Source organism: Streptomyces sp. NPDC002088, from assembly GCF_040296605.1.
Lineage (GTDB): Bacteria > Actinomycetota > Actinomycetes > Streptomycetales > Streptomycetaceae > Streptomyces.
Genome location: NZ_JBEOXO010000025.1, coordinates 17,992 through 41,473, shown reverse-complemented (window position 1 = coordinate 41,473; position 23,482 = coordinate 17,992). Strand labels below are relative to the sequence as shown.

General features: G+C 70.4%; 21 protein-coding genes and 7 pseudogenes. 10 read left to right on the top strand and 18 right to left on the bottom strand.

The window, feature by feature from the left end:
• Positions 1-55: 55 nt before the first annotated feature.
• The 4 genes from ABT114_RS38445 to ABT114_RS38430 all read right to left on the bottom strand — a co-directional run bounded on the left by ABT114_RS38445 (position 56) and on the right by ABT114_RS38430 (position 3,833).
• The gene (locus tag ABT114_RS38445; protein ID WP_502988461.1) at positions 56-976 is read right to left on the bottom strand and encodes a class I SAM-dependent methyltransferase; all 921 of its coding nucleotides are present in this window, start codon (positions 974-976) and stop codon (positions 56-58) included.
• A 185-nt stretch (positions 977-1,161) separates the two neighbouring features.
• Complete coding sequence (locus ABT114_RS38440; protein WP_351148312.1) at positions 1,162-2,343, bottom strand: glycosyltransferase family 4 protein; 1,182 nt, start codon at positions 2,341-2,343, stop codon at positions 1,162-1,164.
• Positions 2,340-2,738 carry a 6-pyruvoyl trahydropterin synthase family protein gene (locus ABT114_RS38435; RefSeq protein ID WP_351148309.1) on the bottom strand — a complete coding sequence of 133 codons (399 nt, stop codon included), beginning with the start codon at positions 2,736-2,738 and terminating at the stop codon, positions 2,340-2,342. Before ABT114_RS38435 ends, ABT114_RS38440 begins: the two co-directional genes overlap by 4 nt.
• A gap of 114 nt (positions 2,739-2,852) precedes the next feature.
• Complete coding sequence (locus tag ABT114_RS38430; protein WP_351148306.1) at positions 2,853-3,833, bottom strand: zinc-dependent alcohol dehydrogenase; 981 nt, start codon at positions 3,831-3,833, stop codon at positions 2,853-2,855.
• Between the two features lie 107 nt (positions 3,834-3,940).
• Here ABT114_RS38430 and ABT114_RS38425 point away from each other — a divergent pair, with 107 nt between their 5' ends.
• Positions 3,941-4,705 carry a CDP-alcohol phosphatidyltransferase family protein gene (locus tag ABT114_RS38425; RefSeq protein WP_351148303.1) on the top strand — a complete coding sequence of 255 codons (765 nt, stop codon included), beginning with the start codon at positions 3,941-3,943 and terminating at the stop codon, positions 4,703-4,705.
• A gap of 135 nt (positions 4,706-4,840) precedes the next feature.
• Here ABT114_RS38425 and ABT114_RS38420 read toward each other — a convergent pair whose 3' ends face one another.
• The 3 genes and pseudogenes from ABT114_RS38420 to ABT114_RS38410 all read right to left on the bottom strand — a co-directional run.
• Positions 4,841-5,557, bottom strand: coding sequence for a YcnI family protein (locus ABT114_RS38420; protein WP_351148301.1), 717 nt, complete (start codon positions 5,555-5,557; stop codon positions 4,841-4,843).
• 38 nt (positions 5,558-5,595) lie between these two features.
• A complete protein-coding gene (locus tag ABT114_RS38415; protein ID WP_351148299.1) occupies positions 5,596-6,177 on the bottom strand; it encodes a hypothetical protein in 582 nt (193 codons plus the stop codon).
• Positions 6,178-6,247: 70 nt separating this feature from the next.
• Positions 6,248-6,529, bottom strand: a pseudogene (locus ABT114_RS38410) (MFS transporter); the annotation flags it as partial.
• Between the two features lie 4 nt (positions 6,530-6,533).
• Between ABT114_RS38410 and ABT114_RS38405 the strand changes: the two are divergent.
• Positions 6,534-6,713 (top strand): annotated as a pseudogene (locus ABT114_RS38405) (hypothetical protein); the annotation flags it as partial.
• 58 nt (positions 6,714-6,771) lie between these two features.
• The gene (locus ABT114_RS38400; protein ID WP_351148297.1) at positions 6,772-7,755 is read left to right on the top strand and encodes a hypothetical protein; all 984 of its coding nucleotides are present in this window, start codon (positions 6,772-6,774) and stop codon (positions 7,753-7,755) included.
• Between the two features lie 29 nt (positions 7,756-7,784).
• Here ABT114_RS38400 and ABT114_RS38395 read toward each other — a convergent pair whose 3' ends face one another.
• Complete coding sequence (locus ABT114_RS38395) at positions 7,785-9,677, bottom strand: GmrSD restriction endonuclease domain-containing protein (protein ID WP_351148295.1); 1,893 nt, start codon at positions 9,675-9,677, stop codon at positions 7,785-7,787.
• Between the two features lie 113 nt (positions 9,678-9,790).
• Between ABT114_RS38395 and ABT114_RS38390 the strand changes: the two genes are divergently transcribed.
• Entirely contained in the window at positions 9,791-10,117 is a 327-nt protein-coding gene (locus tag ABT114_RS38390; protein WP_502988465.1) for an SCO5389 family protein, read from the top strand.
• Between the two features lie 303 nt (positions 10,118-10,420).
• On the opposite strand, the gene ABT114_RS38385 is transcribed toward ABT114_RS38390, so the two are convergent.
• Together ABT114_RS38385 and ABT114_RS38380 are read right to left on the bottom strand one after the other, a co-directional pair.
• Positions 10,421-11,536, bottom strand: a complete 1,116-nt coding sequence (locus tag ABT114_RS38385) for an ADP-ribosylglycohydrolase family protein (protein ID WP_351148292.1) — start codon at positions 11,534-11,536, stop codon at positions 10,421-10,423.
• A 182-nt stretch (positions 11,537-11,718) separates the two neighbouring features.
• Entirely contained in the window at positions 11,719-12,117 is a 399-nt protein-coding gene (locus tag ABT114_RS38380; protein ID WP_351148289.1) for a hypothetical protein, read from the bottom strand.
• A 139-nt stretch (positions 12,118-12,256) separates the two neighbouring features.
• Between ABT114_RS38380 and ABT114_RS38375 the strand changes: the two are divergent.
• Positions 12,257-12,467 (top strand): annotated as a pseudogene (locus tag ABT114_RS38375) (helix-turn-helix domain-containing protein); the annotation flags it as partial.
• A 62-nt stretch (positions 12,468-12,529) separates the two neighbouring features.
• On the opposite strand, the pseudogene ABT114_RS38370 reads toward ABT114_RS38375, so the two are convergent.
• The 6 genes and pseudogenes from ABT114_RS38370 to ABT114_RS38345 form a co-directional block, all read right to left on the bottom strand.
• Positions 12,530-12,694: pseudogene (locus ABT114_RS38370) on the bottom strand (transposase); the annotation flags it as partial.
• 85 nt (positions 12,695-12,779) lie between these two features.
• Positions 12,780-14,660, bottom strand: coding sequence for a discoidin domain-containing protein (locus ABT114_RS38365; protein ID WP_351148286.1), 1,881 nt, complete (start codon positions 14,658-14,660; stop codon positions 12,780-12,782).
• A 159-nt stretch (positions 14,661-14,819) separates the two neighbouring features.
• Complete coding sequence (locus ABT114_RS38360; RefSeq protein ID WP_351148283.1) at positions 14,820-16,184, bottom strand: GH1 family beta-glucosidase; 1,365 nt, start codon at positions 16,182-16,184, stop codon at positions 14,820-14,822.
• A gap of 38 nt (positions 16,185-16,222) precedes the next feature.
• Positions 16,223-17,077 (bottom strand): carbohydrate ABC transporter permease, encoded by an 855-nt coding sequence (locus ABT114_RS38355; RefSeq protein WP_351148280.1) that lies wholly within the window; start codon positions 17,075-17,077, stop codon positions 16,223-16,225.
• Positions 17,070-18,071: a carbohydrate ABC transporter permease gene (locus ABT114_RS38350; protein ID WP_351148277.1), complete on the bottom strand. Its 1,002-nt coding sequence runs from the start codon at positions 18,069-18,071 to the stop codon at positions 17,070-17,072. Before ABT114_RS38350 ends, ABT114_RS38355 begins: the two co-directional genes overlap by 8 nt.
• A gap of 5 nt (positions 18,072-18,076) precedes the next feature.
• A complete protein-coding gene (locus ABT114_RS38345; RefSeq protein WP_351148274.1) occupies positions 18,077-19,393 on the bottom strand; it encodes an ABC transporter substrate-binding protein in 1,317 nt (438 codons plus the stop codon).
• Between the two features lie 398 nt (positions 19,394-19,791).
• Between ABT114_RS38345 and ABT114_RS38340 the strand changes: the two are divergent.
• Positions 19,792-20,007, top strand: a pseudogene (locus ABT114_RS38340) (ATP-binding protein); the annotation flags it as partial.
• Positions 20,008-20,011: 4 nt separating this feature from the next.
• Here ABT114_RS38340 and ABT114_RS38335 read toward each other — a convergent pair.
• Both ABT114_RS38335 and ABT114_RS38330 read right to left on the bottom strand, forming a co-directional pair.
• Complete coding sequence (locus ABT114_RS38335) at positions 20,012-20,704, bottom strand: nucleotidyltransferase domain-containing protein (protein ID WP_351148271.1); 693 nt, start codon at positions 20,702-20,704, stop codon at positions 20,012-20,014.
• 156 nt (positions 20,705-20,860) lie between these two features.
• Positions 20,861-21,346 carry a potassium channel family protein gene (locus tag ABT114_RS38330; RefSeq protein ID WP_351148269.1) on the bottom strand — a complete coding sequence of 162 codons (486 nt, stop codon included), beginning with the start codon at positions 21,344-21,346 and terminating at the stop codon, positions 20,861-20,863.
• Positions 21,347-21,615: 269 nt separating this feature from the next.
• Between ABT114_RS38330 and ABT114_RS38325 the strand changes: the two genes are divergently transcribed.
• The 4 genes and pseudogenes from ABT114_RS38325 to ABT114_RS38310 all read left to right on the top strand — a co-directional run.
• On the top strand, positions 21,616-21,894 hold the full coding sequence (locus ABT114_RS38325; RefSeq protein ID WP_351148266.1) for a hypothetical protein: 279 nt from the start codon (positions 21,616-21,618) through the stop codon (positions 21,892-21,894).
• A 270-nt stretch (positions 21,895-22,164) separates the two neighbouring features.
• Complete coding sequence (locus ABT114_RS38320; RefSeq protein ID WP_351148263.1) at positions 22,165-23,016, top strand: hypothetical protein; 852 nt, start codon at positions 22,165-22,167, stop codon at positions 23,014-23,016.
• An 81-nt stretch (positions 23,017-23,097) separates the two neighbouring features.
• Positions 23,098-23,346: pseudogene (locus tag ABT114_RS38315) on the top strand (FAD/NAD(P)-binding oxidoreductase); the annotation flags it as partial.
• Positions 23,340-23,477 (top strand): annotated as a pseudogene (locus ABT114_RS38310) (GntR family transcriptional regulator); the annotation flags it as partial. The pseudogenes ABT114_RS38315 and ABT114_RS38310, both read left to right, overlap by 7 nt.
• Positions 23,478-23,482 lie beyond the last annotated feature (5 nt).

The following is a 23,482-nucleotide window of genomic DNA, read 5'->3' as shown; positions in this document are numbered from 1 at the left end:
TTCTCAGCGCCCACCGTCTCAGCGCCCAACGTCTCCGCACTCACCGTCTCCGCGCTCACGACGACGCTCCGCCCGCCGGCCGGGCCAGCGCCAGCAGATCGCTGTGGTGGACGACGACGCGCAGCTCACCGGCGGCGCAGGCGGCCAGCCGGGCCGCGAGGTACGTCTCGGCGCGTGCCGCCAGTTCGGGGCGCTCCTCGACTGCGGCGCCGACCCAGCCGCGCAGCCACTGGGCCGTCAGCGCGGACTCGTCGGGGCCGAGCCGCCAGGCGCTCGGGTGCAGCTTCACCGTCGCACCGTGCTCGGCGAAGGCCTCGCACGCCGCGGTGACGGCGTCGGGGCCGAGCAGGCCGCCGCGCCGCTGATGGGCGTTGAAGGCCGCGGTGATCTCCGCGTCCAGCGGGTCTCCGGGGGTGAGTTCGACGCGTCCGGCGACGGAGAGCGTCAGCAGGGCCGGGCAGCCGGCGCCCGCGCAGGCGGCGGCGAGGGTGTCGACCTCCTCGCGGGTGAGGACGTCCAGCAGCGCCGAGGCCGTCACCAACGAGGCACCGGCGAGGGCGTCCGGGGTCAGCCGGGCGACGTCGCCGCGCCGGGTCTCGACGGTGACCCGGCTGCCGTCGGCGGCGGAGCGCGGGGAGGCCACGGCGGCGAAGTGAAGGAGGTAGGGGTCGCGGTCGTGCAGGATCCAGTGCTGGGCGCCGTCGAGGCGAGGGGCGAGCCAGCGGCCCATCGAACCGGTGCCGCAGCCCAGGTCGTGGATGACGAACCCGGCCCGTCCGGGCAGGTTGGCGAGCCGGATGCGCAGCGGGTCCAGCAGGGCCGGCGACCGCGCGTCGGCGTCGGCACTCTCGCGCAACTCCAGCCACTCGGGGGCGTAACGGGACGGTTCGTCGGGCCCGGCCTCCCGCAGCCGCACGGTGGCCCGCTCCCCCGGCCGACCGACGGGCCCGGCGCCGGCGATCACGACTTGCGCCACATCTGCCGCATCTGCCGCATCTCCCGTATCGGTTGTGTCCACCGTGTCCACCGTGTCCGCCGTATCCGCCGTATCCGCGGCAACTCCGGTGTCCGCCGCGTCTGCCGCTTCCCGCGGCCCGGGTTGCGCGGGGATGGTCCCCCGGCTGCGCCGCGCCATGTCCGCCGGTGTCGCCGTCGTCTTCCTCATGCCGCCCTCCGGGGTTCGCTGGGGAGCCGGCCCAGTACGCCGGCGAGGCTCTTGGCGGTGGTCGCCCAGCCGCCGAGGGCGGCTCGTCGGCCGCGGGCGGCGGCCTTGAGGCGGCGCCGTACGTCCGCCTCGCCGAACCAGCCGCGCAGTTCGGCTGCGAGGGCGGCGGGGTTCTCCGGCGGGACGAGGATGCCGGGAACGCCGCCGTCGGGGGCCCGGCCCACCGCCTCCGGGAGGCCGCCGACATCGGTCGCCAGCACCGGGATACCGCGCGCGAGCGCCTCCGTCACCGCCATGCCGTACGTCTCGGCGTAGGAGGTGAGGACCATCAGGTCGGCGGCGGCGTAGCTGGCGTCGAGTTCGGCGCCGGCCTGCGGTCCGGCGAGGTGGAGGCGGTCCTCGATGCCGTACTGACGGATCAGCGTCCGCAGATGGGCGACGTACTCGGGGTCCTGGCCGAGCCCGCCGACGCACACGCAGCTCCAGGGCAGGTCGGCCGCCGCGGCGAGGGCCTCGACCAGCCGGTGCTGGCCCTTGCGCGGGGTGACCGCGGCGACGCACAGCAGTCGTGAGACGCCGTCGGTGCCGGAGGCGAGGGGGGCGATGTCGGCGCCGGGGGCGGCGACGTGGACCCGTTCGGGGGCGAGGCCGTGGTGGGACACGAGGCGGCGGACCGCCCAGTCGCTGGTGGCGATCACCGCGGGGACCGCCCGCAGGACCGTGCGTTCGCGGGCGTCCAGGTCGGCGGCCACGTCGGGCGCGAGTCCCGTCTCGTCGCCGAGCGGGAGGTGGACGAGGACGGCGAGCCGCAGGCGTTCGGCCTCCGGGACCACGATCTCGGGGACGCCGCAGGCGACGATCCCGTCCAGGAGGACGACGGACCCGTCGGGCAACTGGCCGAGTGTGCGGGCCAGTTCCGTGCGGGCGACCGTCCCGGGGCGGGGCCAGCTGCCGTCCACGGCGTGCTTGTGGACCTGCCAGCCGAAGCCGGGCAGGTCCAGGCTGACCCGCCGGTCGTAGGCGTTGCCGCCGCTCGGCGTGGCCGGGTCGTCGACGCCGCCCGGCAGCACGAAGTGCACGGAGCGCAGGGACATGGGGATGATCTCGCCGTTCTTCCGGGCCGCGGACTGCGCGGGCACGTAGGCGAGGGGTGCCCGGTCGATGGTCGTGTCGGTCACAGCGCACGCTCGTAACTCGCCCAGGCGACGTGCGACTCGTGCAGAGTGACCGAGATGCCCGTCAGGCCCCGGGCGCCCTCGCCCAGGGCGCCCTTGTGGACCCGCTCGGCGAGCCGGTCGGCGATGACCTTCGCCAGGAACTCCGTCGAGGTGTTGACCCCGGCGAAGTCGGGCTCGTTGTCGAGGTTTCTGAAGTTCAGCTCGCTGACGACGGCACCGAGTTCCTGGGTGGCCAGCCCGATGTCGACGACGATGTTGTCGTCGTCCAGCTCTTCGCGGCGGAAGGTGGCGTCCACCAGGAACGTCGCCCCGTGCAGACGCTGCGCGGGTCCGAAGACCTCACCGCGGAAGCTGTGGGCGATCATGATGTGATCGCGGACGGTGACACTGAACAACGGACGACCCTCCAGGTGCGGCGCGTCTGGTCCCCGGCCCATGCTCGCCGGGGATGCCGTGTAGTACGGCTCTTCGCTTCCCCGTGTTCAGCCCGCTCTCACTCTTTTCTCAGGTCAAGCGCTCTTGTCGTACCGAATCCGGTGACACAGCGCCGGAATCTCCCCGGAGGCGAGCTTCGGCATCACCTCCGGGAGGTCCTCGAAAGCCGACTCCCCGGTGACGAGCGCGTCCAGCGCAGGGTCGGCGAGCAGGTCGAGGGCGAGGGCGAGCCGGTCGGCGTAGGTGCGGTTCGAGCGGGCCGGGGAGACGGTGCCGACCTGGCTGCTGCGGATGACGAGCCGTCGGGAGTGGAAGGCCTCGCCGAGCGGGAGGGTGACCTTCCGGTCGCCGTACCAGCTCAGTTCGACGACCGTGCCCTCGGCGGTGAGCAGTTCCAGCGACCGGGCGAGGCCCTGCTCGGTGGCGCTGGCGTGGACGACCAGGTCGCACTCGCCGAGTGCCCGCTCGGGCGTGGCGAAGCCGACACCGAGCGCCTCGGCGACTTCGGCGCGCGCCGGGTCGGCGTCGACGAGCTGGACGCGTACTCCCGGGAACCTGGCGAGCAGGGCGGCCACCGAGCAGCCGACCATGCCGCCGCCGACCACGGCGATGCGGTCGCCGACCAGCGGTGCCGCGTCCCACAGCGCGTTCACGGCCGTTTCCACGGTGCCGGCGAGCACGGCCCGCTCGGCGGGCACGTTGTCCGGCACCGGCGTCACCGCGTTCACCGGAACGACGTAACGCGTCTGATGCGGATAGAGGCAGAAGACCGTACGGCCGATCAGCGCATCCGGTCCCTCCTCCACCACACCGACGTTGAGGTATCCGTACTTCACCGGCCCGGGGAAGTCGCCCTCCTGGAACGGCGCCCGCATGGCCGCGTGCTGGCTGACCGGGACGCCGCCGCGGAAGACGAGCGTCTCCGTGCCACGGCTGACCCCGGACCACAGCGAACGCACCATCACCTCGTCCTCGCCGGGCGCCGGAAGGGTGACGTCGCGCAGCTCGCCGTGGCCCGGCGAGCGGAGCCAGAACGCGCGGGCGGAACGGTTCATCGGCATCCTCCTGAACGATCGACACGTGGTTCACGTACCGAGATGTGCACAGGCCGCGCACAGTACGCGGCGTTGATCGACTCTGTCACTCGGCCGGAGGATGTGCGGTGGCCCTGAACAACACTTACGACGCAAGGCTGGTCCAGCAGGAGACCGCTGTGGGAGCGGGCGTGCAGATCCTGTTGCTGGCCCTGCTCGGCACGGCGATCGGCATGGGGCCGGCCGGCTGGCTGACCGGCCTCGCCTTCGCCCTCGCCACCTGGGCGGTGCTGTCGCGGGCCCTGCACCGCTCCCGGCTGCGTTCCTTCGGCCCGGCCAACCGGGTCACCCTCGGCCGGGCGACCCTGGTCGGCGGGGTGACCGCGCTGGTCGCGGACTCCTTCGAGAGCTCTCCGCCGGTCACCCTGCTCGTCGGCCTGACGGCCGTGGCCCTGATCCTGGACGGCGTCGACGGCAAGGTGGCCCGCCGCACCGGCACGTCGACCGCGCTGGGCGCCCGCTTCGACATGGAGGTCGACGCGTTCCTGATCCTGGTGCTCAGCGTCTACGTCTCCACGCAGCTCGGCCCCTGGGTCCTGCTCATCGGCGGCATGCGCTACGCCTTCGTCGCGGCGGCCCGGGTGTGGCCGTGGCTGAACGCCGCGCTGCCGCCGAGCACCGCCCGCAAGACGGTCGCCGCGCTCCAGGGCATCTGCCTGCTGCTGGCCGGCGCCGAGCTGCTGCCGCACGGGGCCAACTTCGGGGTGGCACTGCTGGCGCTGGGGCTGCTGGTGTGGTCGTTCGGCCGGGACGTGCTGTGGCTGTGGCTGACCTCCCGCAGCCCCGAGCAGGCCACTCCTGCCGAAAAGGTGCTGGAGCCGGCCGCACGCTGACCCGCCCGCCCGCCCGGACGGACGGACGAAGGGCCCGGACCACTGGTGGTGGTCCGGGCCCTTCGGCTTTCGTCGGTAAGGCTTTCGTCGGTAAGGCTTGTGCCGGTAAGGCTTGTGTCGATGAGGCTTATGCCGTTACGAGCGTGCCTTGCGCGTGCGTACGACCGCGAAGGCCGCCGCGGCCAGCCCGAGCACGCCGACGACCAGCCCGGCGATGCCCAGACCGCGGGCGGTGGAGTCACTGGAGGAGGCCGCCTGGGTGGAGCTCTTCGCGGAGCTCTTCGCGGCAGGTGCCGAAGTGCTGTCGCCGCTCGCCGTCAGCTTGAGCACCGGCGCCGGATTCTCCGGCTCCTCGCCGCCCGACTCGGCCTCCTCGATCCAGCGGGCGACATGGCCGTCGGAGTAGGTCTGGAGCGTCTTGAAGGTCAGTTCGTCGGCGTCGTCGGGCAGTTGGCCGAAGGCGACGTCGAAGTCCTCGAACTGGCCCGCGCCGATCTTGCCGCCGGTCCAGGTGATCTCGGAGACGGCCTCGGTGATGGTGCCGTCGTCGGTCTTGACCGGCGTCTTGAGCTTGGTGGTGGTCACCTTCGGGGTCCAGCCGTCGTGCGGGCTGACGAGCACGCCGAGGACGGGGTGGTCGGTCGGCAGGTACACCTGCACCTTGGTGGTGCTCGCGGTGTCCTCCTCGTTGGGGACGCGGAAGGTCAGCACACCGTCCGTGGCGCCCTTGGTGTAGCTCTCGGGGTGGACGGTGACGTGCGCGGAGGCGACGCCGGCCGCCGCGAGGACTCCGGCGGCGGCGAGCACGGTGCCGAGGCCGGCGCGGCGCAGGGTGGTGCGTGTCGTGGACATGGGTGAGTGGATCTCCGTACAGGAAGGATGTCGGGGGGTCAGATCGCGTACGGGATCCGGGTGGGCGGCCCGCGGCGGCTCACCGCGTGCCGGAGCAGCAGCGTCCGTGGCGGTACCGCGAACACCGGCGCGCGGCCGGCGGCGGGCAGGGGGAGCGGGGCGGGCCGGTCGCGCCACCATGCCGCGAGCCCGGGCAGGAACGCGGCCGCCCGGCGCAGCAGCGACCACAGGGCGGCCTCCCCGCGCCGCAGCCACCAGGAGGCGACGAGCGCGGCGAGGACGTGGGCGGCGACCGCGTGCGCGGTCATGGCGTCCGTGTGGGCGACGGCGTGGCCGTGCATGTGGGCCATGTGCATGGCGGACCCGGCGGTGGTGATCCGGGAGAAGGCTACGTGCAGCCCCGCCTGGGTGGCGAGCATGGCCGCGCCGATACCCGGCAGGGACCGCTCACGGCCGCCGAGCAGCCATCCGGTCGCGAAGACGGCCAGGAATCCCGCGCCGTCCGCCCACAGCGGCGGAACGTCCCCCGTGCCGAGGCCGTGTCCGGCGGCGGCCAGCAGCACACACACCGCGGCGAACACCGCGGCGCGCAGGCTCCGTACCGCCGGGGACGCGCTCATGGTGAGGGATCCTCCCACGGACGACTCATACGCGTGGCGTCGATCCCGCGTTCAGACGCCGTTCCCGCGTTCAGTCGCGGCGCGGCGGGAGCCCGGTCGCGAGGACGGGTACGGCGGCCAGGACCAGCCAGGGCACAGCGGGCGGCAGTCCGGTGTCGAGGAGGGTGCCGGTCGCCGCGCTGCCGGCCGGCACCATGAGGCCGGAGACCGAGGAGAGCGCGCCGGTGTACAGGCCGATCCGGCCCTTCTCGGCGAGATCGGGCACCCAGGCTCGGGCGGCGGGCGCGACGAGCATCTGGCCGAGGGTGAGCAGGACGACGAGACCGGCCGCGGGCAGCAGTCCCGCCGTACCCTTCGAGGACGCACTACCGTTCCCGAAGGCGGTCACCCCACCCGACGTGGACGCCATGCAGCACGAGAAGGACGTGATGTCCGAGCGCTGCCTGCTGTTCGTCGCCTGCATGCGGGCCCGCGACAGCCTGTACGTCTCCTGGTCCGGGAAACCCAGTCCGTTCCTGGTGGAGGCGGGCGTCTGAAGCGGCAGGCTCGCTGATCTGTGCGACGACCCAGGCCACTGCCCCGACGCTTGGCAGCGTGGAAAGCGCGGAAACCCCGGAGACCGGCCAGGTGGTGGTGATCCGGCAGCCGGACCCCGGGCAGCCCTACGACGTGGTCGCGACGGAGTCAGGACTGCAGTGGACGTTCGTGATTCGACAACGCCACCTGGACCACGGACAGTGTCCGTTGCCCGCGCAGGCCGTACGCCGAATCCGGACGGCGAAAGTGGTCCATCTGCACGACGGTCACGGCTTTCCCAAAGTGCTGCTGGCTCCTCTCGGCAAGAAGATCACAAAGGAGCACCTTCGGGGGATCCATTGGCCCCAGACGCAGGTCGTGCCGGGCACACGGGTCACCGCCGAGCTGGACCGGAGTCGGCTGCGTCTGTTTCTCACCCCTCTGGAACGACCTGTCTTCATCGCGGAGAATCGGCTCCTCTACGAGTACGACCCCCGGATCATCGCCCGGGAACTCCCGACGAACCTGACGCACAGCCGGGGCGACACCGCGCCCTCACTCGACCTGCTGGTACAGGAGACGATTCGCAAGCTCGGCTATCTCGACGAGGAGGGCCACGCGCTCCTGCCCCTGGAGAACCTGATCCGCAACGTTCGAAGCCGCAGCGCATCCGAACGATATGCGAGCGAAACCGTCCGAGCCTCGGTGAACGGACTCATCAGCCGTAAGCGCCTCACGTGGGAAACAGGAAGCTGCGCCACCGACGGCATCCTCAACTTCCCGGCCCGCCCCGATGAGAGAACGATCCGCCTCGTCTGCTACACGCCGTTCGTGCTTCCCAAACTCAAGAAGGAGCAGACGCGAGTCGTGCAGCTGCCGAGCGCGTCTTCTCAGCACGAAGTGGCCGGACATCTGATGAGGATCGATCACTTGGGCAAGCAGGCCAGTGACGAGGCCCGAGCCGCGTACACGGAGGCTCACCGGAGCGCCGGTCTCACCGGATCTCACAAGCTTCCGAAGGGCCACACTTACGTCAGGCCCCACAAGCGTGGAGGCAAGTAGTCGGGAAGCCAGCAAACGCGGGCTGTCCGCTATCGAATGCTCTGCAAGAGATTCCCTGTGGCAGTGACGGTCCAGAACGACCATCCGTTGCGGTTCGGATTGACGTGCGGGTTGAGGGCCCGTACCAGGGCGACTGCCGCCCCGCTGGGAGTCTCGTACTCGCCTCGGCCGGGGCCGGAGGGGATCGTCACGGTGCGGGAGGAAGGGTCGTAGTAGGCGTTGGCGCGCCGGCCTTCGTAGATCGCGTGGATCTCGACGCCCTGCTCGGTGCGGAGTTCTTGAACTCCCGCTCCGACAAGCGTGGGCGCGGCTGGATCCTCTGCGATCACCTCCTCGTCGGCCGGCAGCTCGTCGGTGTCCCGATGGGCGGCTTGCCCGGCGTACGAGGGAAGTCCCAACAGCTCGTTGAGGACGTCAGCCAGCAAGCGCCTGCGCCCGGCCAGGAAGTCGGGGAACCGCTCCAGGGACCGCAGCTCGGGATCCTCGGGAATCCACTGTTCAGCCAGGCGCTCCGGCGCGATCCTCGCCATGTACTCGACGGGGAGCTTCGAGGAGATCATCTTGTTCGTCTGGCCGGTGACGAAGGCCAGATTGGCGAGGCTGTTCCACTCCTCCTTCGCGTACGCCGTCTGAACCCGGGCCCGTGGGAACACGTGGTGGAATTCGATCTTGGCGCCACTGTGCATCGGCTGATCACTGATGGCGATGTTGGTCGCCCAGTCCCGCGCCCTGCCCCGCAACGCGGCGATGTAGAGCAGCCTGAAGAAGGGATGTGTGGAGTACTTCTGCTCCAGATCCCTCGCCTGGAGGGGACTGTCCACGGACCGGGTGCCGGAGGCGCGTCGGATGAGTTCGGCGAACAGGTCCTCTCCTTCACGTGCCCTGATCAGCCTGGCCTCCGCGTCCAGCTTGCCCTCGACCTGCAGCGAGTAGTGGCTGAAGCCCATCGCCGTGTACACCCAGCGGCGCAACAACTGGGCCTCACCAGGACGCAGCTTGCCGTCCCGGTGGTGCAGCAGCAGGGCCGGCACGATGGTGACATTCGGCGACGAGAGGATCTCGGAACGGGGGATCGAGCACTCTCCCCGCAGGAAGTCGACGGCGAAGCGCAGCGCTCGCTCGGTGGCCTGCCACGCCTCCTTCAGCGCCGCTTCGTCCACGTCCGCTCCGATGAGCTTGATGTGATGGGCGCCAGTTCCCGCCAGGAGGCTCATGAGGCGCAGGACGGCCTCCCTGTTCAGATCGAAGTTGCTGTCCTGGAGCTCCTGGTGGAAGGCGTCCATGGTGTCCAGGCCCTCGGACCAACGGGCCGCGATGGCGCTGTACACAAGATCGCCCTTGGACAGCCGCCGACCGCCCTTGTTGAGCCGGGCGAAGAGTTCAGCCACTTCCTCGTAGTCGTCGGACTCGTAGGTGATGACGGCGATCTGGTGATGCCGGATGCTGTTCACCTTTTGCATCCGCTGTGTCCACTCGTCGAAGTGCGGGTCGTCGAGCGGCACTCCGGCCTTGTGCAGGACTTGATAGAACTGCGTGTTCTCCTGCAACAGGGTCGATACCGGGAACAGCAGCGGGTCCTTGCGCTGGATCGCACTCGGATTGACGAACTCCTCGGTGCGCACGTCGAAACGCAGGTCGATGAGACGACCGTCCGCCTTGGACTCCGGTCGGTAGACCCAGGCAAGGGACGTCAGACGCTGCTGGCCGTCCAGCAGATAGACGGGCTGGTGCACCGACTTGGCGGCCTGGACCACGGCAGCGGTCTTGAAGGGGACCGTCAGGTTGGTCTTCCAAAGCAGCAGAGCACCGACCGGGTACCCCCGGTAGAGAGAGTCGAAGAGGTCACGTACGTCGGGCCTCATCCAGACGAAGTCCCTTTGAATGGAGGGGATGACGACCCTCCCGTTCAGCAAGTCATCCACTTGGGAAATGATCTTCTCGTTCGCCAGCCCCATGCTGCCCCCAACCCGCGAGTGCTCTACGCGAGACACGATATCCACCCGTGGTGACAGTCGTCCCACTTCATGTGATCACCATCGTCAGCTTCGTCTTCCACGGTGACCGGCTGAGACCCCTCGTACAACCAGTACGGGCCGCCGAACTCAACGACGGCACTGCCGACTTCACCGACTGTCAGAGGCCTCCCCCGTCGGAGAAGGAACGCGGCCAGCTCCTGCGCGCCCTCGCCGGCGACGCCGTCCGCGACAGCCTGGACCGCCGCTTCGGCGTGACCCTGGCCTTCCAGAACTGCCACCGGGTGGCGGCGTTCCGGCCGGGGGCGCGGGGTGGTGAGCGGCATGCGCGGTTCACTTCGGTGCGGGCGCAGGCGCTGAGCCAGTCGGCGGAGCTGCGGGACTGCTGAGCACGGTCCGCCTTCCGATGCGGAGGACCGCCGCCCGGCGGACAGCCTCTCCTCGCGGAGACCGCACTGCTGAGCCATGTACCCCCTGGTGTTCTACGCCCCATGGCCATCGATCGGGCCGGCACGGCGCAGCCGGCTTCGGGGGATTCGGGTGCGCCGACGGCCGACCCGCACCCCGCCCGTGCGGACAGGGTGGCAGCAGCCCGACGAAGCCCCCTCATCGGCGGAGCCGCTTTAATACCGGATCGCTGAGAGGCGGCAAAGGGCCTGTTGGACCTGGTTGCGTGCGATCCGGAACGCGGATCACCAGCCGGGGTAGCGACTCCACCAGTGTGGATCCCAGCCGGGGACGTACTCGCTGCCGCTGGGCGAGTCGGTCAGCTCGGCCAACAGGTCGCGGGCCAGGGTGTCGAGCACCCACGCCAGTTCATGGCGGCTCACCAGGTCGACGGGCAGTGCCTCGGCTCCGTGTACGGCGCCGAGCAGCGCGCCGGTCACGCAGGCGACGGAGTCGCCGTCCGGTGCGGCCGCCGCGAAGTTCAACGCGGCACCGATGTCCGCGCGGGCGGGGAAGGAAACCGCGGCGTAGAGGCCGCCGAGCAACGCCGACGGAGCGGTGGCATCCGGTGCGAGCCGGGCCAGCCGGGTCACGTCCGCCGGCTGCTCGACAGCGTGCCGGAGTGCCGCCTGCAGAGGGGCGTGTTCCTGGCCGGTGTCCGGTCGGTCGGCGGACGGAAGCCCGGCAATGCCTGCTTGCAGTACCGCCCTTGCGGACGGCTGGGCAGTGCCGGGGCGGTCTCCCTCCACTGGCGTGCTGGTCAGGCAGTGGTGGAGCAGCGCGGTCGCATGCACGGTGGCGGACTGCGCGGCCGCGTCGCCGTGCGTGAGAGCGGCGATCTCGCCCGCCTGCGCGATCGCTGCCGGCCCGATCGCGGCGAGCGGCAGGGATCGGGTCAGTGCGTGGCAGCCCCGGCTCTTGGTGACCATGTGCTCCTGACCTTCGTCGATGCGGGACAGGGCCGTGACCGTGGACGGTGCGCTGCCGCGGCGCTCGGTCAACGCGGGTACCCCCGCCAGCCAGCCGTCCGGCCACGTCTTGTCGGCAGTGCCGGCAGACCAGCGGCGGCGCATCTTGTCGACCTCTATGCCTTGCAGTGCCGCCCACCGGCAGTAGGCGTGCAGGATCACCGAGGGCGGATGGCAGATCCCCCTGTGACTTCCGCGCACCAGCGCGCGGATGCTGCCCTCGACGGTGAAACAGGCCAGCTGCGTGCTCACGCCGGCCCGCAGCGGACCGGCGGCCGGCACCTTGCCCCGAGCCGCTCCCACGGTGTCCCCGAGCGCCAGACCGAGCAGCATCCCGCGCACCCGGGACTGCCTTGTGAGGTACTCCCTCTGGTGGTCCTCGTCGGGGGGCAAGGCGACCGCCTCTCTCTTTCGGCACGCAACTGCTCGCGCACCTCCACGTCGCCGGGTCTGGAAAGACCGACAGCCGGGGGCACCAGGTCACAGAGCGGCGCGGTCTCCGGTGATCAGCAGCTGCGCGGACGCCATGCCGATCACCTTACCGAGGCACCGACCGCCCGACGCCACGGCGGCTTTCAGAGGCCCGTCCGCGCCAGCAGCACCGGCAGGGCCTCCGGTTTCACCTTCTGCACCGACCGCACTTGTTTGAGGCCCAGTTCGTCGCGGCTCACCGGTTCGCGATACAGCGCCTGCGTCGCCTCGGGCAGCAGGGTCACGGCGACCAGGTACGAGACGTCCGGGTCCTCCGGGTCCTCCCAGGGCTCCTCGTCGACCTCGGCCACCGCGGCGACCGCCGACTCCGGGCGGGTGAAGAAGAACCAGAGGCGGTCGCCCGGCTGCATGTGGTTGCGGCGGCTGAGCCACAGCTCCAGTTCCGGCTCCTCGACCGCCAGTTGGCGCATCGTCTCCTTGTCGGACGGCTCCCCGTCCAACGTGTCCTTGTCGGGATCGAGGATGTAGATCCAGTCCGCCACGGCTTTCCCCTCGGTCAGGACACTCGGCCCGCGAAAACACAGCTCGGTGCAGCGCCTCATCGTGCCAGGCTCCCGGGGCACGCGCGTACACATTTTCGAGTATGCGAGTGCGAGTCAACTTCTGACGGTGCTCACAAGCATCCCTCAGGCCTGTCGCGCGAACACGCGCAGCGCCTGCCACAGCTGGTCCTCCTCGCGAAGTCACGCGGAACGTGAGGAGATCGCGCTGCTCAAGGCCCAGGACATCGGGGTGCGCGAGATCGCGCGCCGGCTGGGCAGGTCGCCGTCGACCGTCTCGCGGGAACTGCGGCGCAACGCCGCCACACGCAGCGGGCAGCTCAACTACCGGACCTCGCAGCCTCGCGTGCTCCTCACGTTCCGCCGTCGTGAGCGCACCGGCCGGTCCTTCACCCCGGTCGATCTTCGCCTGCCTCACCCAGCCCCGCAGGCCCTCCGGACTCACGCCGAGATCCCGGGCGACCTCGGTCACCGTCTTGTCCGAGGACAGCCCCAGCGCGACCGCGTCCCGCTTGAACTCGGCCGTGTACCGCTTACTCGTATTGCTCTTCTTGCTCACCACCTGGAACTGCTTCCTCCGGGACCTGTCGTCCCAGCACAGGCCGGCGCAGAGGGAGTCGACGCTCGGATCAGCGACTCCGCGCTCACCCCTTCTGCTCCACCCGCACCCAGTCCACCTCCGCCTGCACTCCCCCGGCCGCGATCCGGTCCACGCTCGACTGCGGCAGGCCCCAGTAGGGGGTGGTGACCTGGTTCCAGCCCGCCGGGTACGCCCCGCCCAGCGCCAGGTTCAGGATCACGTACTGGTTGTGGTCGTAGACCCACTGGCCACGGGTCGACTCGAGCTTGTTGCGGGTGGTCTCCTGGACCAAGGCGTCGTCGACGTAGAAGCGCATCGCCGTCGGGGTCCATTCCACCGCGTACGTGTGCCACTGGTCGGCGCGGCCGCCGTTCGGGTAGGTCTGGCGGGCGCCGATGTTGCCGTCCGCCGAGTAGCCGGGGCCGTGCAGGGCGGAGCTCGTCCAGTCCGCGTAGCCGATGTTCTCCATGATGTCGGTCTCGCCGGAGGCCGGCCACGAGACGGACGGGTCGTCCACGTTGCTGCCCAGCAGCCAGAAGGCCGGCCAGAAGCCGTCGCCGACCGGGAGCTTCATCCGGGCGCTGACCCGGCCGTAAGCGAAGTCGAACTTCGTGTTGGTGTCGATGCGGCCGGAGGTGAAGTCATAGGTGCCGCCGCCCGCTTGAGTGCAGCCCTTGCAGTACTTCGAGCTGAGGATCAGGCTGCCGTTCTCCGTGCGGATGTTGTCCGTGGAGTCGACGTATGCCTGCGACTCGCCGTTGACCGGGCCCATCTCCGTGCCGGTGCGTACGACACGCCACTTGGAGCGGTCGAGGGCCGTACCGGTGAAGTCGTCGAAGAAAGTCGTCCGGTACGTGCCCGACTGGTCGCCGGGGAGAGCCGGGTAGGCGGCGGAGGCGCTGCCGCCGGTGCCCCAGACCTGGAACTCGTAGAGGGAGTAGCCGAACTGGGCCGTATAGGGGGCGGGGTTGTAGAAGGAGCGGCGTTCCTTTCCGAGCATGCGGACGTAGCGGCCGGTCGTGGGTTGTGGCAGGCGCACGCTGTCGTGCAGGCCCACCGCCTCGGACGGTGAGTTGACGTTCGCGCGGCGGGCGGTGATCTCGGCGGCCGACGGCTGGTAAACCGTACGCCAGGTGCGGTTGTCGTCGGAGACCTGGAGTTGGTAGTCGACCGCGAAGGCCGCCTCCCAGTACAGGTCGACGGTGTCGATCACCGAGGACGCGCCCAGGTCGACCGAGACCCAGCGGTCCGCGTTCCAGTCGCTGGACCAGCGGGTGGCATCGGCCTTCAGGTCGGCGGGCCAGCCGCCGTCCGTCACGAACGCCGGTGAGTTGCCCGCGTGCTGGTAGTAGTTCGTGTACGCCGGGTGGTTCAGGGCCAGGTTGGTGCGGGTCGTCGACGCCGGTGCGGGCTCGCCGCCGTAGACCTTGAAGGAGTAGAGGGAGTAACCGTACGGCGTGGCGCGCTCCAGGCCCCGGAGGCGGACGTAACGGCCGGTCACCTCCTGGGGGTACGTGTGCGCGGTGACCGAGCCGCCTGTGCCGGTGGTCTCTGTATAGAAGGGGGTCCAGTCGGTGCCGTTCTTCGACACCTCCAGTACGTATCGCTTTCCGTAGGCGGCCTCCCAGTCCAGGGCGACCCGGTCGATCCGGATCGTCGTGCCGAGGTCGATACGGATCCAGGCGTCGTCGGCGAAGTTGCTGGACCAGCGAGTGGCGCCGTTGCCGTCGAAGGCGAGGCCCGGGGTGGTGCCGCCGTTCTCGCTGCCGGAGGCGGTGACCGCGGCCGGGTTCAGGGCATAGGCGGTGGCCGCGCGGTCGGTGTCCCAGGCCGCCACTTCGGCGGCGGTGGGCTGTGCGGCGGGTGCGGCCAAGGCGGGGCCGGCGGACAGCAGCGCCAGCGTGGCGAGGGCCGTCAGGAGGGTGCGGGGCGTACGGGATGGCATACGGCTCTCCTCAATGCTCGAGTAATGACATGCACCTGACATTTCTGTTCGTGTTCCGGTTCGTGTTCCGGTTCGTGTTCCGGTTCCTGCGGGCTGTGCCACGGTTCCTGCGGTGGGCGCGGGCCCCCGTGCCCACGCCCACCGCAGGGGTTCGGGGCCTCAGGCGGCCCGGCGCGCCCCCTCCCGGTGACTCCGGATGATCTCCGCGTAGCGGTGGCCGGTGCCCTTGATGGTGCGGACCTGGGTGCGATAGTCGACGTGGACGAGGCCGAAGCGCTTGTCGTAGCCGTACGCCCACTCGAAGTTGTCCAGGAGCGACCAGGCGAAGTAGCCGGCCAGCGGGGCGCCCTTGCGGGCGGCCGAGGCCACGGCGGCCAGGTGCTCGACCAGGTAGTCCTGGCGCTCGGGGTCGTCGACGGTGCCGTCGGGGCGTACGACGTCCGGGTAGGCCGAGCCGTTCTCGGTGACGTACAGCTTGCGCGCGCCGTACTCATGGGTCAGGCGGAGCAGCAGGGTCTCGATGCCGCTCGCGTCGATCTCCCAGTCCATGCCGGTGCGCGGGACGTCCGGGCGGCGGACCGAACGGACGCGGGGGGCCGGGCCGTCGGGGTCATCGGCCACGTACGCCGGGAAGTAGTAGTTCAGGCCCAGCCAGTCCAGCGGGGCCGCGATAGTCTCCAAGTCCCCTGGCTGCTCGGGGAGTTCGACGCCGTACACCTCACGCATGTCGGCCGGGAAGCCGCGGCCGTGGACGGGGTCCAGCCACCAGCGGTTGACGTGCCCGTCGTGGCGGCGGGCGGCGGCCGCGTCCTCGGGGCGGTCGGTGGCGGCGTACACGGTGGAGAGGTTGTTGACGATGCCGATCTCGGCGTCCGGGGTGGCGGCGCGGATCGCCTGGACGGCGAGGCCGTGGCCGAGGAGCAGGTGGTAGCAGGCGCGGACGGCGGCCGTCAGGTCGGTGAAACCGGGGGCCATTGTGCCCTCGAGGTGGCCGATCCAGGCCGAGCAGGACGGCTCGTTGAGGGTGGCCCAGTGGGTGACGCGGTCACCGAGGCGTTCGGCGACAGCCGCGGCGTACGCGGCGAAGTGCTCCGCCGTCTCGCGCTCGGGCCAGCCGCCGCAGTCCTGGAGCGCCTGCGGCAGGTCCCAGTGGTAGAGGGTGACGGACGGGGTGATGCCCGCCGCCAGCAGGCCGTCGATCAACTCGTCGTAGAAGGCGAGCCCCTTGGGGTTGACCGGGCCGTCGCCGCCGGGCACGACGCGCGGCCAGGCGATCGACAGCCGGTAGGCGTTGGTGCCGAGTCGGCGCATCAGGCCGATGTCCTCGCGCCAGCGGTGGTAGTGATCGCAGGCGACGTCGCCGTGGTCGTTGTTGTCGATCTTGCCAGGGGTGTGCGAGAAGGTGTCCCAGATCGACGGTGAACGGCCGTCCTCCGCCACGGCTCCCTCGATCTGGTACGCCGCTGTGGCCGTGCCCCACAGGAAGTCGTGCGGGAGTGCGGCGAGGTCGATGCGTTCGGACACTGAAGCCCTTTCAGCGGTAGGGGGGTTGGTCGAGTGGGTCACTTCACCGCTCCGGCGGTGAGTCCGGCGACGAGATAGCGCTGGAGCAGCAGGAAACCGGCGACCACGGGGACGCTGACGACGAGCGAGGCGGCCATGATCTGGTTCCAGTACACGTCGTAGAGCGTGGAGTAGCCCTGGAGCCCGACGGCGAGCGTGCGAGTGGAGTCGTTGGTCATCACCGACGCGAACAGCACCTCGCCCCAGGCGGTCATGAAGGCGTAGACGGCGACCGCGACGATGCCCGGGATCGCGGCCGGGACCACGACCCGCAGCAGCGCGCCGAGCGGGCCGCAGCCGTCCACGAGTGCCGCCTCGTCGAGCTCGCGCGGCACCGAGTCGAAGTACCCGATCAGCATCCAGATCGAGAACGGGAGGGAGAAGGTGAGATACGTGAGGATCAGACCGCCACGCGAGCCGAACAGGGCGATGCCCGTGGCGTTGCCGATGTTGACGTAGAGGAGGAACAGCGGAAGGAGGAAGAGGATGCCGGGGAACATCTGCGTCGACAGGACGGTGACCGTGAACACGCGCTTGCCGCGGAACTCGTAGCGGCTGACCGCGTACGCGGAGAAGACCGCGATCACCACCGAGCACATCGTTGCCGCGCCCGCCACGATCAGCGAGTTCACGAAGTACTTGGCGAGCGGGACGGTCGACCAGATGTCGATGTACGGGCGGATCGTCAGGCCGCTCGGCAGCCAGCGGAACTCGCCGGTGACGTCCGCGAGCGGCTTCAGGGAGCTGGAGACCATGACGTAGACCGGCACCAGTACGAACCCGGCGAGCAGGGTGAGGAAGACCCGCCGGGTCCAGACGAACGAACTCGGTTGCGCCATCGGTGAGTTACGCATGGGAGGCCCTCCGTCCGCGTGAGGTGACGGCGAGGTACACGCCGGTGACCAGGAGCAGGAAGAGCAGCAGGAGGACGGACATCGCCGATCCGGTGCCGAAGTTCCAGGTGACGAAGGAGGCCTGGTAGATGTGGACCGAGATGAGGTCCGCGGCCTCGGGGGCGGCCTTGCCGAACAGGACGTACGGCGTGTTGAAGTCGTTGAACGTCCACAGGAACAGCACCAGGACCAGCACCTGGTTGACCGGGCGCAGCGACGGCAGGGTGATGCGGCGGATCTGTTGCCACACGCCGGCGCCGTCGATGGCGGCCGCCTCGTACAGCTCCCTGGGAATGTTCTGCAGACCGGCCATGACGATGAGGAAGGCGAACGGCCAGCCCTTCCAGACGGACACGGTGAGCAGCGCGTAGAAGCTGTTGTCGCCGATCAGCCAGAAGGACCGCTTGTCGGTGAGGTGCAGCTGGTCGTGCAGGACGTGGTTCACCAGGCCGTTGTCGTGCTGGAACATGAACACCCAGGTGATGACGGCCGCGTAGACCGGAAGGGCGTACGGGACCAGGAAGAGCGCCCGGAGCAGGCCGCGGCCGCGGAAGGTGTCCTGCATGCAGATCGCCGCCGCCGTGCCGATCAGCCAGCACAGGCCGACCGACAGCAGGGTGAAGGCGACGGTGACGAGGAAGGAGTGCAGCAGGGCCTCGCCGACGGGTGCGTCGAAATCCACCGCCACCTTGTAGTTGTCCAGGCCGGACCAGGGCGCGGCGCCCCAGTCGCGGATGAAGAACTGGGTGAGCTCCTTGAAGCTCATCACCATGCCGATCACCATCGGCACCAGGTGGACCAGGAGTTCGAGGATCAGTGCCGGCAGGAGCAGGAGGTACGGGAGTCCGACGCGCCGGATGCGCCCGGTGCGGCGGCGGGGGCCGCATGCCGCCGCACCGGGGGTGTTCTTGCGCACGGTCCGCCCGTCGGTCTCCGTGGAGACAGTGGTGGTCATCGTGCTCACTTCGTCGGCATCTGCTGCTGGGCCTTCTCGAGCTTGGCCTTCACCGAGTCTGCGGTGACCGGGCGTCCGGCGGCCGCGTCGGCGAACAGGTCCTTGATCGCCGTACCGACGGCCGTCTCGAACTGGGACTCGTCGGCGACCTGCGGCAGCGCGGCGGCGCTCCCCGCGAGGGTGTCCTTCAGGACGGCGTTGGCCGAGGTATTGAAGGCGGCGTCCGCCTGCGCTTTGGCGACCGGCGGGATGGAGCTGTACGCGGTGTTGAGGACCTTCTGCTCCGCGTCGCTCGTCATGAACTTCACGAACTCGGTGGCGCCGTCGAGGTTGTCGGTGTTCTTGAAGACGGCCAGGTTGATGCCGGCGACCATCGAGTTGACGTTCGTGCCCGCGCCGGGCGTCCCGGACTGCACGGGCACCGGGGCGATGCCGTAGTCGTCCTCGCTCATGCCCTGCGACTTGAGGTTGGCGGACGCGGACTGCCACAGCAGCATCGCGTTCTTGCCCTTGGCGAAGTCGCTGACGGACTGGTTCTGCGCGTACTCGGCGTTGCCCGGCGCGATGATCTTGTCGGTCGCCATCAGGTCGACGTACTGCTTGACCGCGGTGACCACGCCGTCGGAGGTGAAGTCGGGCTTGCCGTCGGCGGTGAAGAAGTCGGCGCCGTGCTGCTTGGCGAAGACGAAGGCGTGGTGGATGTTCTCCGACGGGTTCGAACCCTCCGCGCCCAGGCCCCACTTGCCGTCCTTGGACAGCATCTTGCCGTCGGCGATCAGCTCGTCCCAGGTGGCCGGCGGCTTCGCGATGCCGGCGTCGGCGAACATCTTCTTGTTGTAGTAGAGCGCGTACGCCATCGAGTAGAGCGGCACCGCGGCAGGGTCCTTGCCCTGTGCGCCCGTCGAGCCGAGCGCCGAGCCGACGAAGCGGTCCTTGCCGCCGATCTTCTCGAAGTTCTTCGCGTCCCACGGCAACAGCGCCCCGGTGGCCTGGAGCGAGGCGCTCCAGGTGTTGCCGATGTTGAGGACGTCGGGACCCTGGCCCGAGGTGGCGGCGGCGAGGATCCGGTTCAGCAGGTCCGACCAGGGGACCACCTCCAGCTTCACCTTGATCCCGGTCTGCTTCTCGAACTTGTCGAGCTCGGGCTGAAGGACCTTCTTGTCGACCTCGATGCTGGCACCCTGGTTGGAGGCCCAGTAAGTGAGCGTCTTCGGTGAGTCGTTGGACCCGCCGCCCGACGCCGATCCGCCTCCGCAGGCCGAGGCGGCAAGGGCGAGTGACATGGTGACGGCGCCTACGGCCGCGGCTCGGATGCTGCGCATGGCTCCTGGTGTCCCTTTCCTGGAGTCGTGAACCGCGAGGCAGACCGCGGAAGCGACACTCCGTTCGACTTCCGAAGCCCCTCATGGCTTAATTTACGACGTGAGTTAAACCTCGGGAGGCAGGCGCGTCAAGACATCCGGCAGGGTCGTCCGAGGGAGGGAGAGCGCAACGAGGGGGCCGGGCGGGGGCGCTCACCGGCCTGACAGTCTGTGACCTGCGAGGGGAGGGCCGCGGGGGCGTTGTGCAACGGTTGTATTTCGACGGGGGACGGGGCGATGGGCCGGGGGCGGGCGGGCCCGGCAGCGCGAACCGGGTTCGCCCACGGGACCGAGCGCGGGCTCCACTCCGCTGACGCGAGGCAGGGCGGGGGGTGATGTACCGACGCAGGGTGGGGCGAGTGATCATCTGGCTGAGCGGGACGTTCGGGGCGGGAAAGACCACCACCGCCGGGGAGTTGACCACGCGGCTGCCGGACTCCCGGCCCTTCGACCCCGAGAAGGCCAGGGAGATGCTGTGGCATGTGGCGGGCAGGCCGGAGTCGGACTTCCAGGACTTCCCGCCGTGGCGGGGGCTGGTGGTGGAGAGCGCGCGGCAGGTCCTCCGCCGACCAGGCACCGTCAACCAACAGCCGCGTAGAAGTGCGCCCGCACCCGTCGCAGCCACGCGTCGGCCGCCGCCTCGTCCGGCTGCTCCGGCAGCACGCTGCGGGTCTCCTGGAAGGCCTCCTCGAACCGGCGCAGCAGGGGCAGGGCGGTCACGGGGTCGGCCGCGACCTGCTCGCCGAAACGGTGGTAGCTCTCGGGGTCCTCGACCCGGATGCTCAACCGGCCGGTCGCGTAGAGCTCGTAGCCCTGTGCGCAGAGCCGTTTGAGGTGGCGGGCGTGCTTGGCGGTCCGTTTGCGGGTGTCGGAGGAGAACGATCCGTCGCCGCGGCTCTGCAGCTTCCTGAACTGCTGGGTGGCGTAGCCGAGGTAGGCGTCGCGGACCCGTCGGGCGCTCAGGAACGACGCGCGGATCGCGATGAGTTCGTCCCCCAACGGGGTGCGGGCCTCGTACAACTCGTCCGGGAGCCAGACGAGTTCCAGCACGGTCGGGTTGCCGCCGAGAGCCAGCCGGCACCACTTGGCGGCCTCGTGCAACGTTCGGTCCGGTGCCGTGCTGACGTGGGACTCCTTCGGTGTGCGCAGGCCGTGCAGGTCCTCGGTGGGGGCCGCGAACAGGCCTAGCCGGTCCACGTCGGAGCCCTCGCGGGCGAGACCGTACGCGGTCGAGCCGACGACGCCGGACAGCAGGATGTTCGTCACGGTCACAGGAGCCCCCGGTGGTGGTCGTTTCTCCGACGCAGGCCGTGCGTGCGGCCACGGGCGCCGTCCCGTGTCCCGCCCCGGGTGCCAGGGCGGCCGGACAGCCATGATGCCGTGCCACGGCCGCCTGTCACCTCGGAATTTCCGGCGCGGCCGGGCGCCTCACGGCCCGCGGGGGTCCTGTTTCCGGCCCTCGTCGTGCCGGTCGGCGTCGGCGAGCAACCGCTCCAGCCGGTCGAAACGCTCGTGCAGAGCGTGCGCGGCCTCGTCCGCCACGCGGTGCGCCCGTCCCCGGCGGTCCTGCTCACGACGGACGAACCAGGTCGCGAGCGCCGCGGTGACCATTCCGTACGTCGTGATCCCGACGATCATCATCACCGAGCCGACGACCCGCCCCCACGGTGTCACGGGGAAGAAGTCGCCGTAGCCGACAGTTGTCGCGGTCTCGATCGACCACCACAGCGCCCTCGGGTACGTGGTCAGGTTGGCGTGGCGCGCGCCCTCCTCGGCGGCCACGACGGCCCACGACCCGAGGAGCATCACCACGAGGAGCACAGTGAGGGCGCCGCCGGCAGCCCTCAGGTGCAGTGACCGGCCCTCGCGGGCCAGCAGCAACTCCATGACCCTGGCGAGAATTCCGGGCAGCATCCGCACTCCTTCGGCCACTCGGCCCGCGCCCCGCGCCCCCGATCCGGCCCGCTCCGGTCCGGTCCAGCCCGGTCCGGTCCGGCCCGCTCCTCCGGTCCGCTCCGGTCCGGCCCGCTCCGGTCCGGTCCGCTCTGCGTCAGTGTCGGGCGGGGGCCGGGCGGCGGCCTGCCGGGCGTGGCGTTCGAGTTGCAGGGGCGCGTCGTTCGAGTTGCAGGGGCGCGGCGCGCGGAGTGCGCTTGAGGAGCGGCGTCGGCGAGAGGACCGTACACATGTCCATGTCCGATGCGGATCCCGGACCGGTGTCCGAGACGTTCGCGTTCACCTGCGGCGACTGCGGGCACGTCTGGGAGACCGTGTTCCGCGTCATGTTCTTCACCGACCCGACCGACGCCTCGGGGCTCACCACCCAGGAATACGTCGACGAGGAGGGCCGGGCCGTCAGAACGCCCTTGTCCAAGGCGGCCTGCCCCGACTGCGGCGGCCGCAGGGTGCGAGTGACGTCACCCGGTGGCGGCGCGGGCCGAGGGGGCTCCGGGAGCGCGGACTGAGGGGGCGCGGGAGCGCGGACTGAGGGGGCGCGGGAGCGCGGAACGGGGGCGCGGGGTGGGGCCCGGGGCGCGGGGGGCCCGAGGCGCGGGGTTGGAGGCCCGGAGCGCGGGGTGGAGGCCCGGCGCTCGGAGTGCGGGGTCCAGGTCCGGCGCGCGTTCACCCTTTCGGCGCCGTGCACTGGTCGGCCGCCGGAGCCGGTGGTGCCGTGGTGAAGGGAGCGAACACCAAGCACCTCGGCGGAACATCCACTTCCTCAGGAGGCATCCGTGATGACCCCTCGTCCGTCCCGCCCCGTCCGCGCCCTCGCCTCGGCCCTGGCAGTCGGCACGCTGCTGACCACGGCCGCCTGCTCGGACGGTCACGGCGGTGACGCGGGCGGCTCGGACGTAGTCGCGTCCCCCGTGGCCAAGGAGGCAGGAGAGACCGGAGAGGCCGACAAGGCCAAGAAGTCCCCGACCCCGACAGCCACGGCGGCCCTCACCAAGGCCCAGGCGCAGACCGCGCTGATCACCGCGGCATTCCTGGAGGAAAGGTGGACCCAGGCCAAGGACGCCGACACCTGGCACAACTCACTGCTCACCGGCAAGGTCGACGAGGCCGCGTTCACCACCGACAAATCGGCCGCCGCCGACTGCCAGCGCCTGATCGACGGCCTCTACGACGAGGACCTCCTGGGCAAGCCGTCCGGGGCCTCGGCGCTCACCGGATTCACCGAGGGCAACTCCCGTCTCCTCTACCAGGTCGCCACTTACAGCAAGGACGACCTCGACAAGTCGCTGCCCTGGCTGAAGAGCCTGCCGACCAAGTGCGACCAGTTCACCGTGAACAGCTCCGAAGGCGACCGGACCGTTCAGGTCGTGGCGGCACCCCTGCCGAAGGGGAGCGATGCCCGGCAGGCCGTGACCGTGACGGTGCAGGGCAGCACGGGCGGTATGCCCGTCACCCTCGCCCTGGACGTCGCCGCCGTGCAGGTCGGCCCGAACGCGATCACGGTCACCAACGGCGGTGTGGACGGCGTCGATCACGACAGCACGGGGAACGCGGTGCTGTTCGGCACCCAGCGGCTGAAGGACGTGCTCGCCGGGAAGTCGCCCGCGCCCTCGCCCAGCGAGTTCGAATGACACCCTTCTCATTCGAATGACACCCGGGCCGAGGGGACTCCGGGAGCGCGGACTGAGGGGGCGCGGGAGCGCGGAGCGTGCGCCCCTGGCTGGACGCTTCCCGGCGTGGTGACCGTGGGCGGTACGCAGGCCATGCTCAAGGGCGGGCTCGTGCTGCCGGGACGCAGCACCGTCGTCGGCGGGACCGGGCCGCTGCTGCTGCCGGTGGCCACCGGGCTCGCGGCCGCGGGCGCGCGGGTCGTGGCGCTGGTGGAGTCCGCCGGGCCGCGGCGCTTCGCACGCCGTGCGCGGGAGCTGGCTGCCGAACCGGTCAAGCTGGTGCCTCGGGCCGTCTGCCGGCCTCCGCCAAGGAGCACCTTGAGCTCCTGGACGCGCTGCCGGCGAGCGACGAGCCGGCCGTAGAGGCGGTGATGACCCGTCATCCGGGACATGTGCGGGGACTGCGGGCGGCTCACCAGTAGCCCGT

Bases quoted from the DNA above. Each gene is read 5' to 3' on its own strand.
- ABT114_RS38365 (WP_351148286.1), bottom strand. From the start codon at position 14,660: ATGCCATCCCGTACGCCCCGCACCCTCCTGACGGCCCTCGCCACGCTG.
- ABT114_RS38330 (WP_351148269.1), bottom strand. From the start codon at position 21,346: ATGCTGCCCGGAATTCTCGCCAGGGTCATGGAGTTGCTGCTGGCCCGC.
- ABT114_RS38320 (WP_351148263.1), top strand. From the start codon at position 22,165: ATGACCCCTCGTCCGTCCCGCCCCGTCCGCGCCCTCGCCTCGGCCCTG.
- ABT114_RS38345 (WP_351148274.1), bottom strand. From the start codon at position 19,393: ATGCGCAGCATCCGAGCCGCGGCCGTAGGCGCCGTCACCATGTCACTC.
- ABT114_RS38350 (WP_351148277.1), bottom strand. From the start codon at position 18,071: ATGACCACCACTGTCTCCACGGAGACCGACGGGCGGACCGTGCGCAAG.
- ABT114_RS38325 (WP_351148266.1), top strand. From the start codon at position 21,616: ATGTCCATGTCCGATGCGGATCCCGGACCGGTGTCCGAGACGTTCGCG.
- ABT114_RS38415 (WP_351148299.1), bottom strand. From the start codon at position 6,177: ATGAGCGCGTCCCCGGCGGTACGGAGCCTGCGCGCCGCGGTGTTCGCC.
- ABT114_RS38430 (WP_351148306.1), bottom strand. From the start codon at position 3,833: ATGAACCGTTCCGCCCGCGCGTTCTGGCTCCGCTCGCCGGGCCACGGC.
- ABT114_RS38355 (WP_351148280.1), bottom strand. From the start codon at position 17,077: ATGCGTAACTCACCGATGGCGCAACCGAGTTCGTTCGTCTGGACCCGG.
- ABT114_RS38420 (WP_351148301.1), bottom strand. From the start codon at position 5,557: ATGTCCACGACACGCACCACCCTGCGCCGCGCCGGCCTCGGCACCGTG.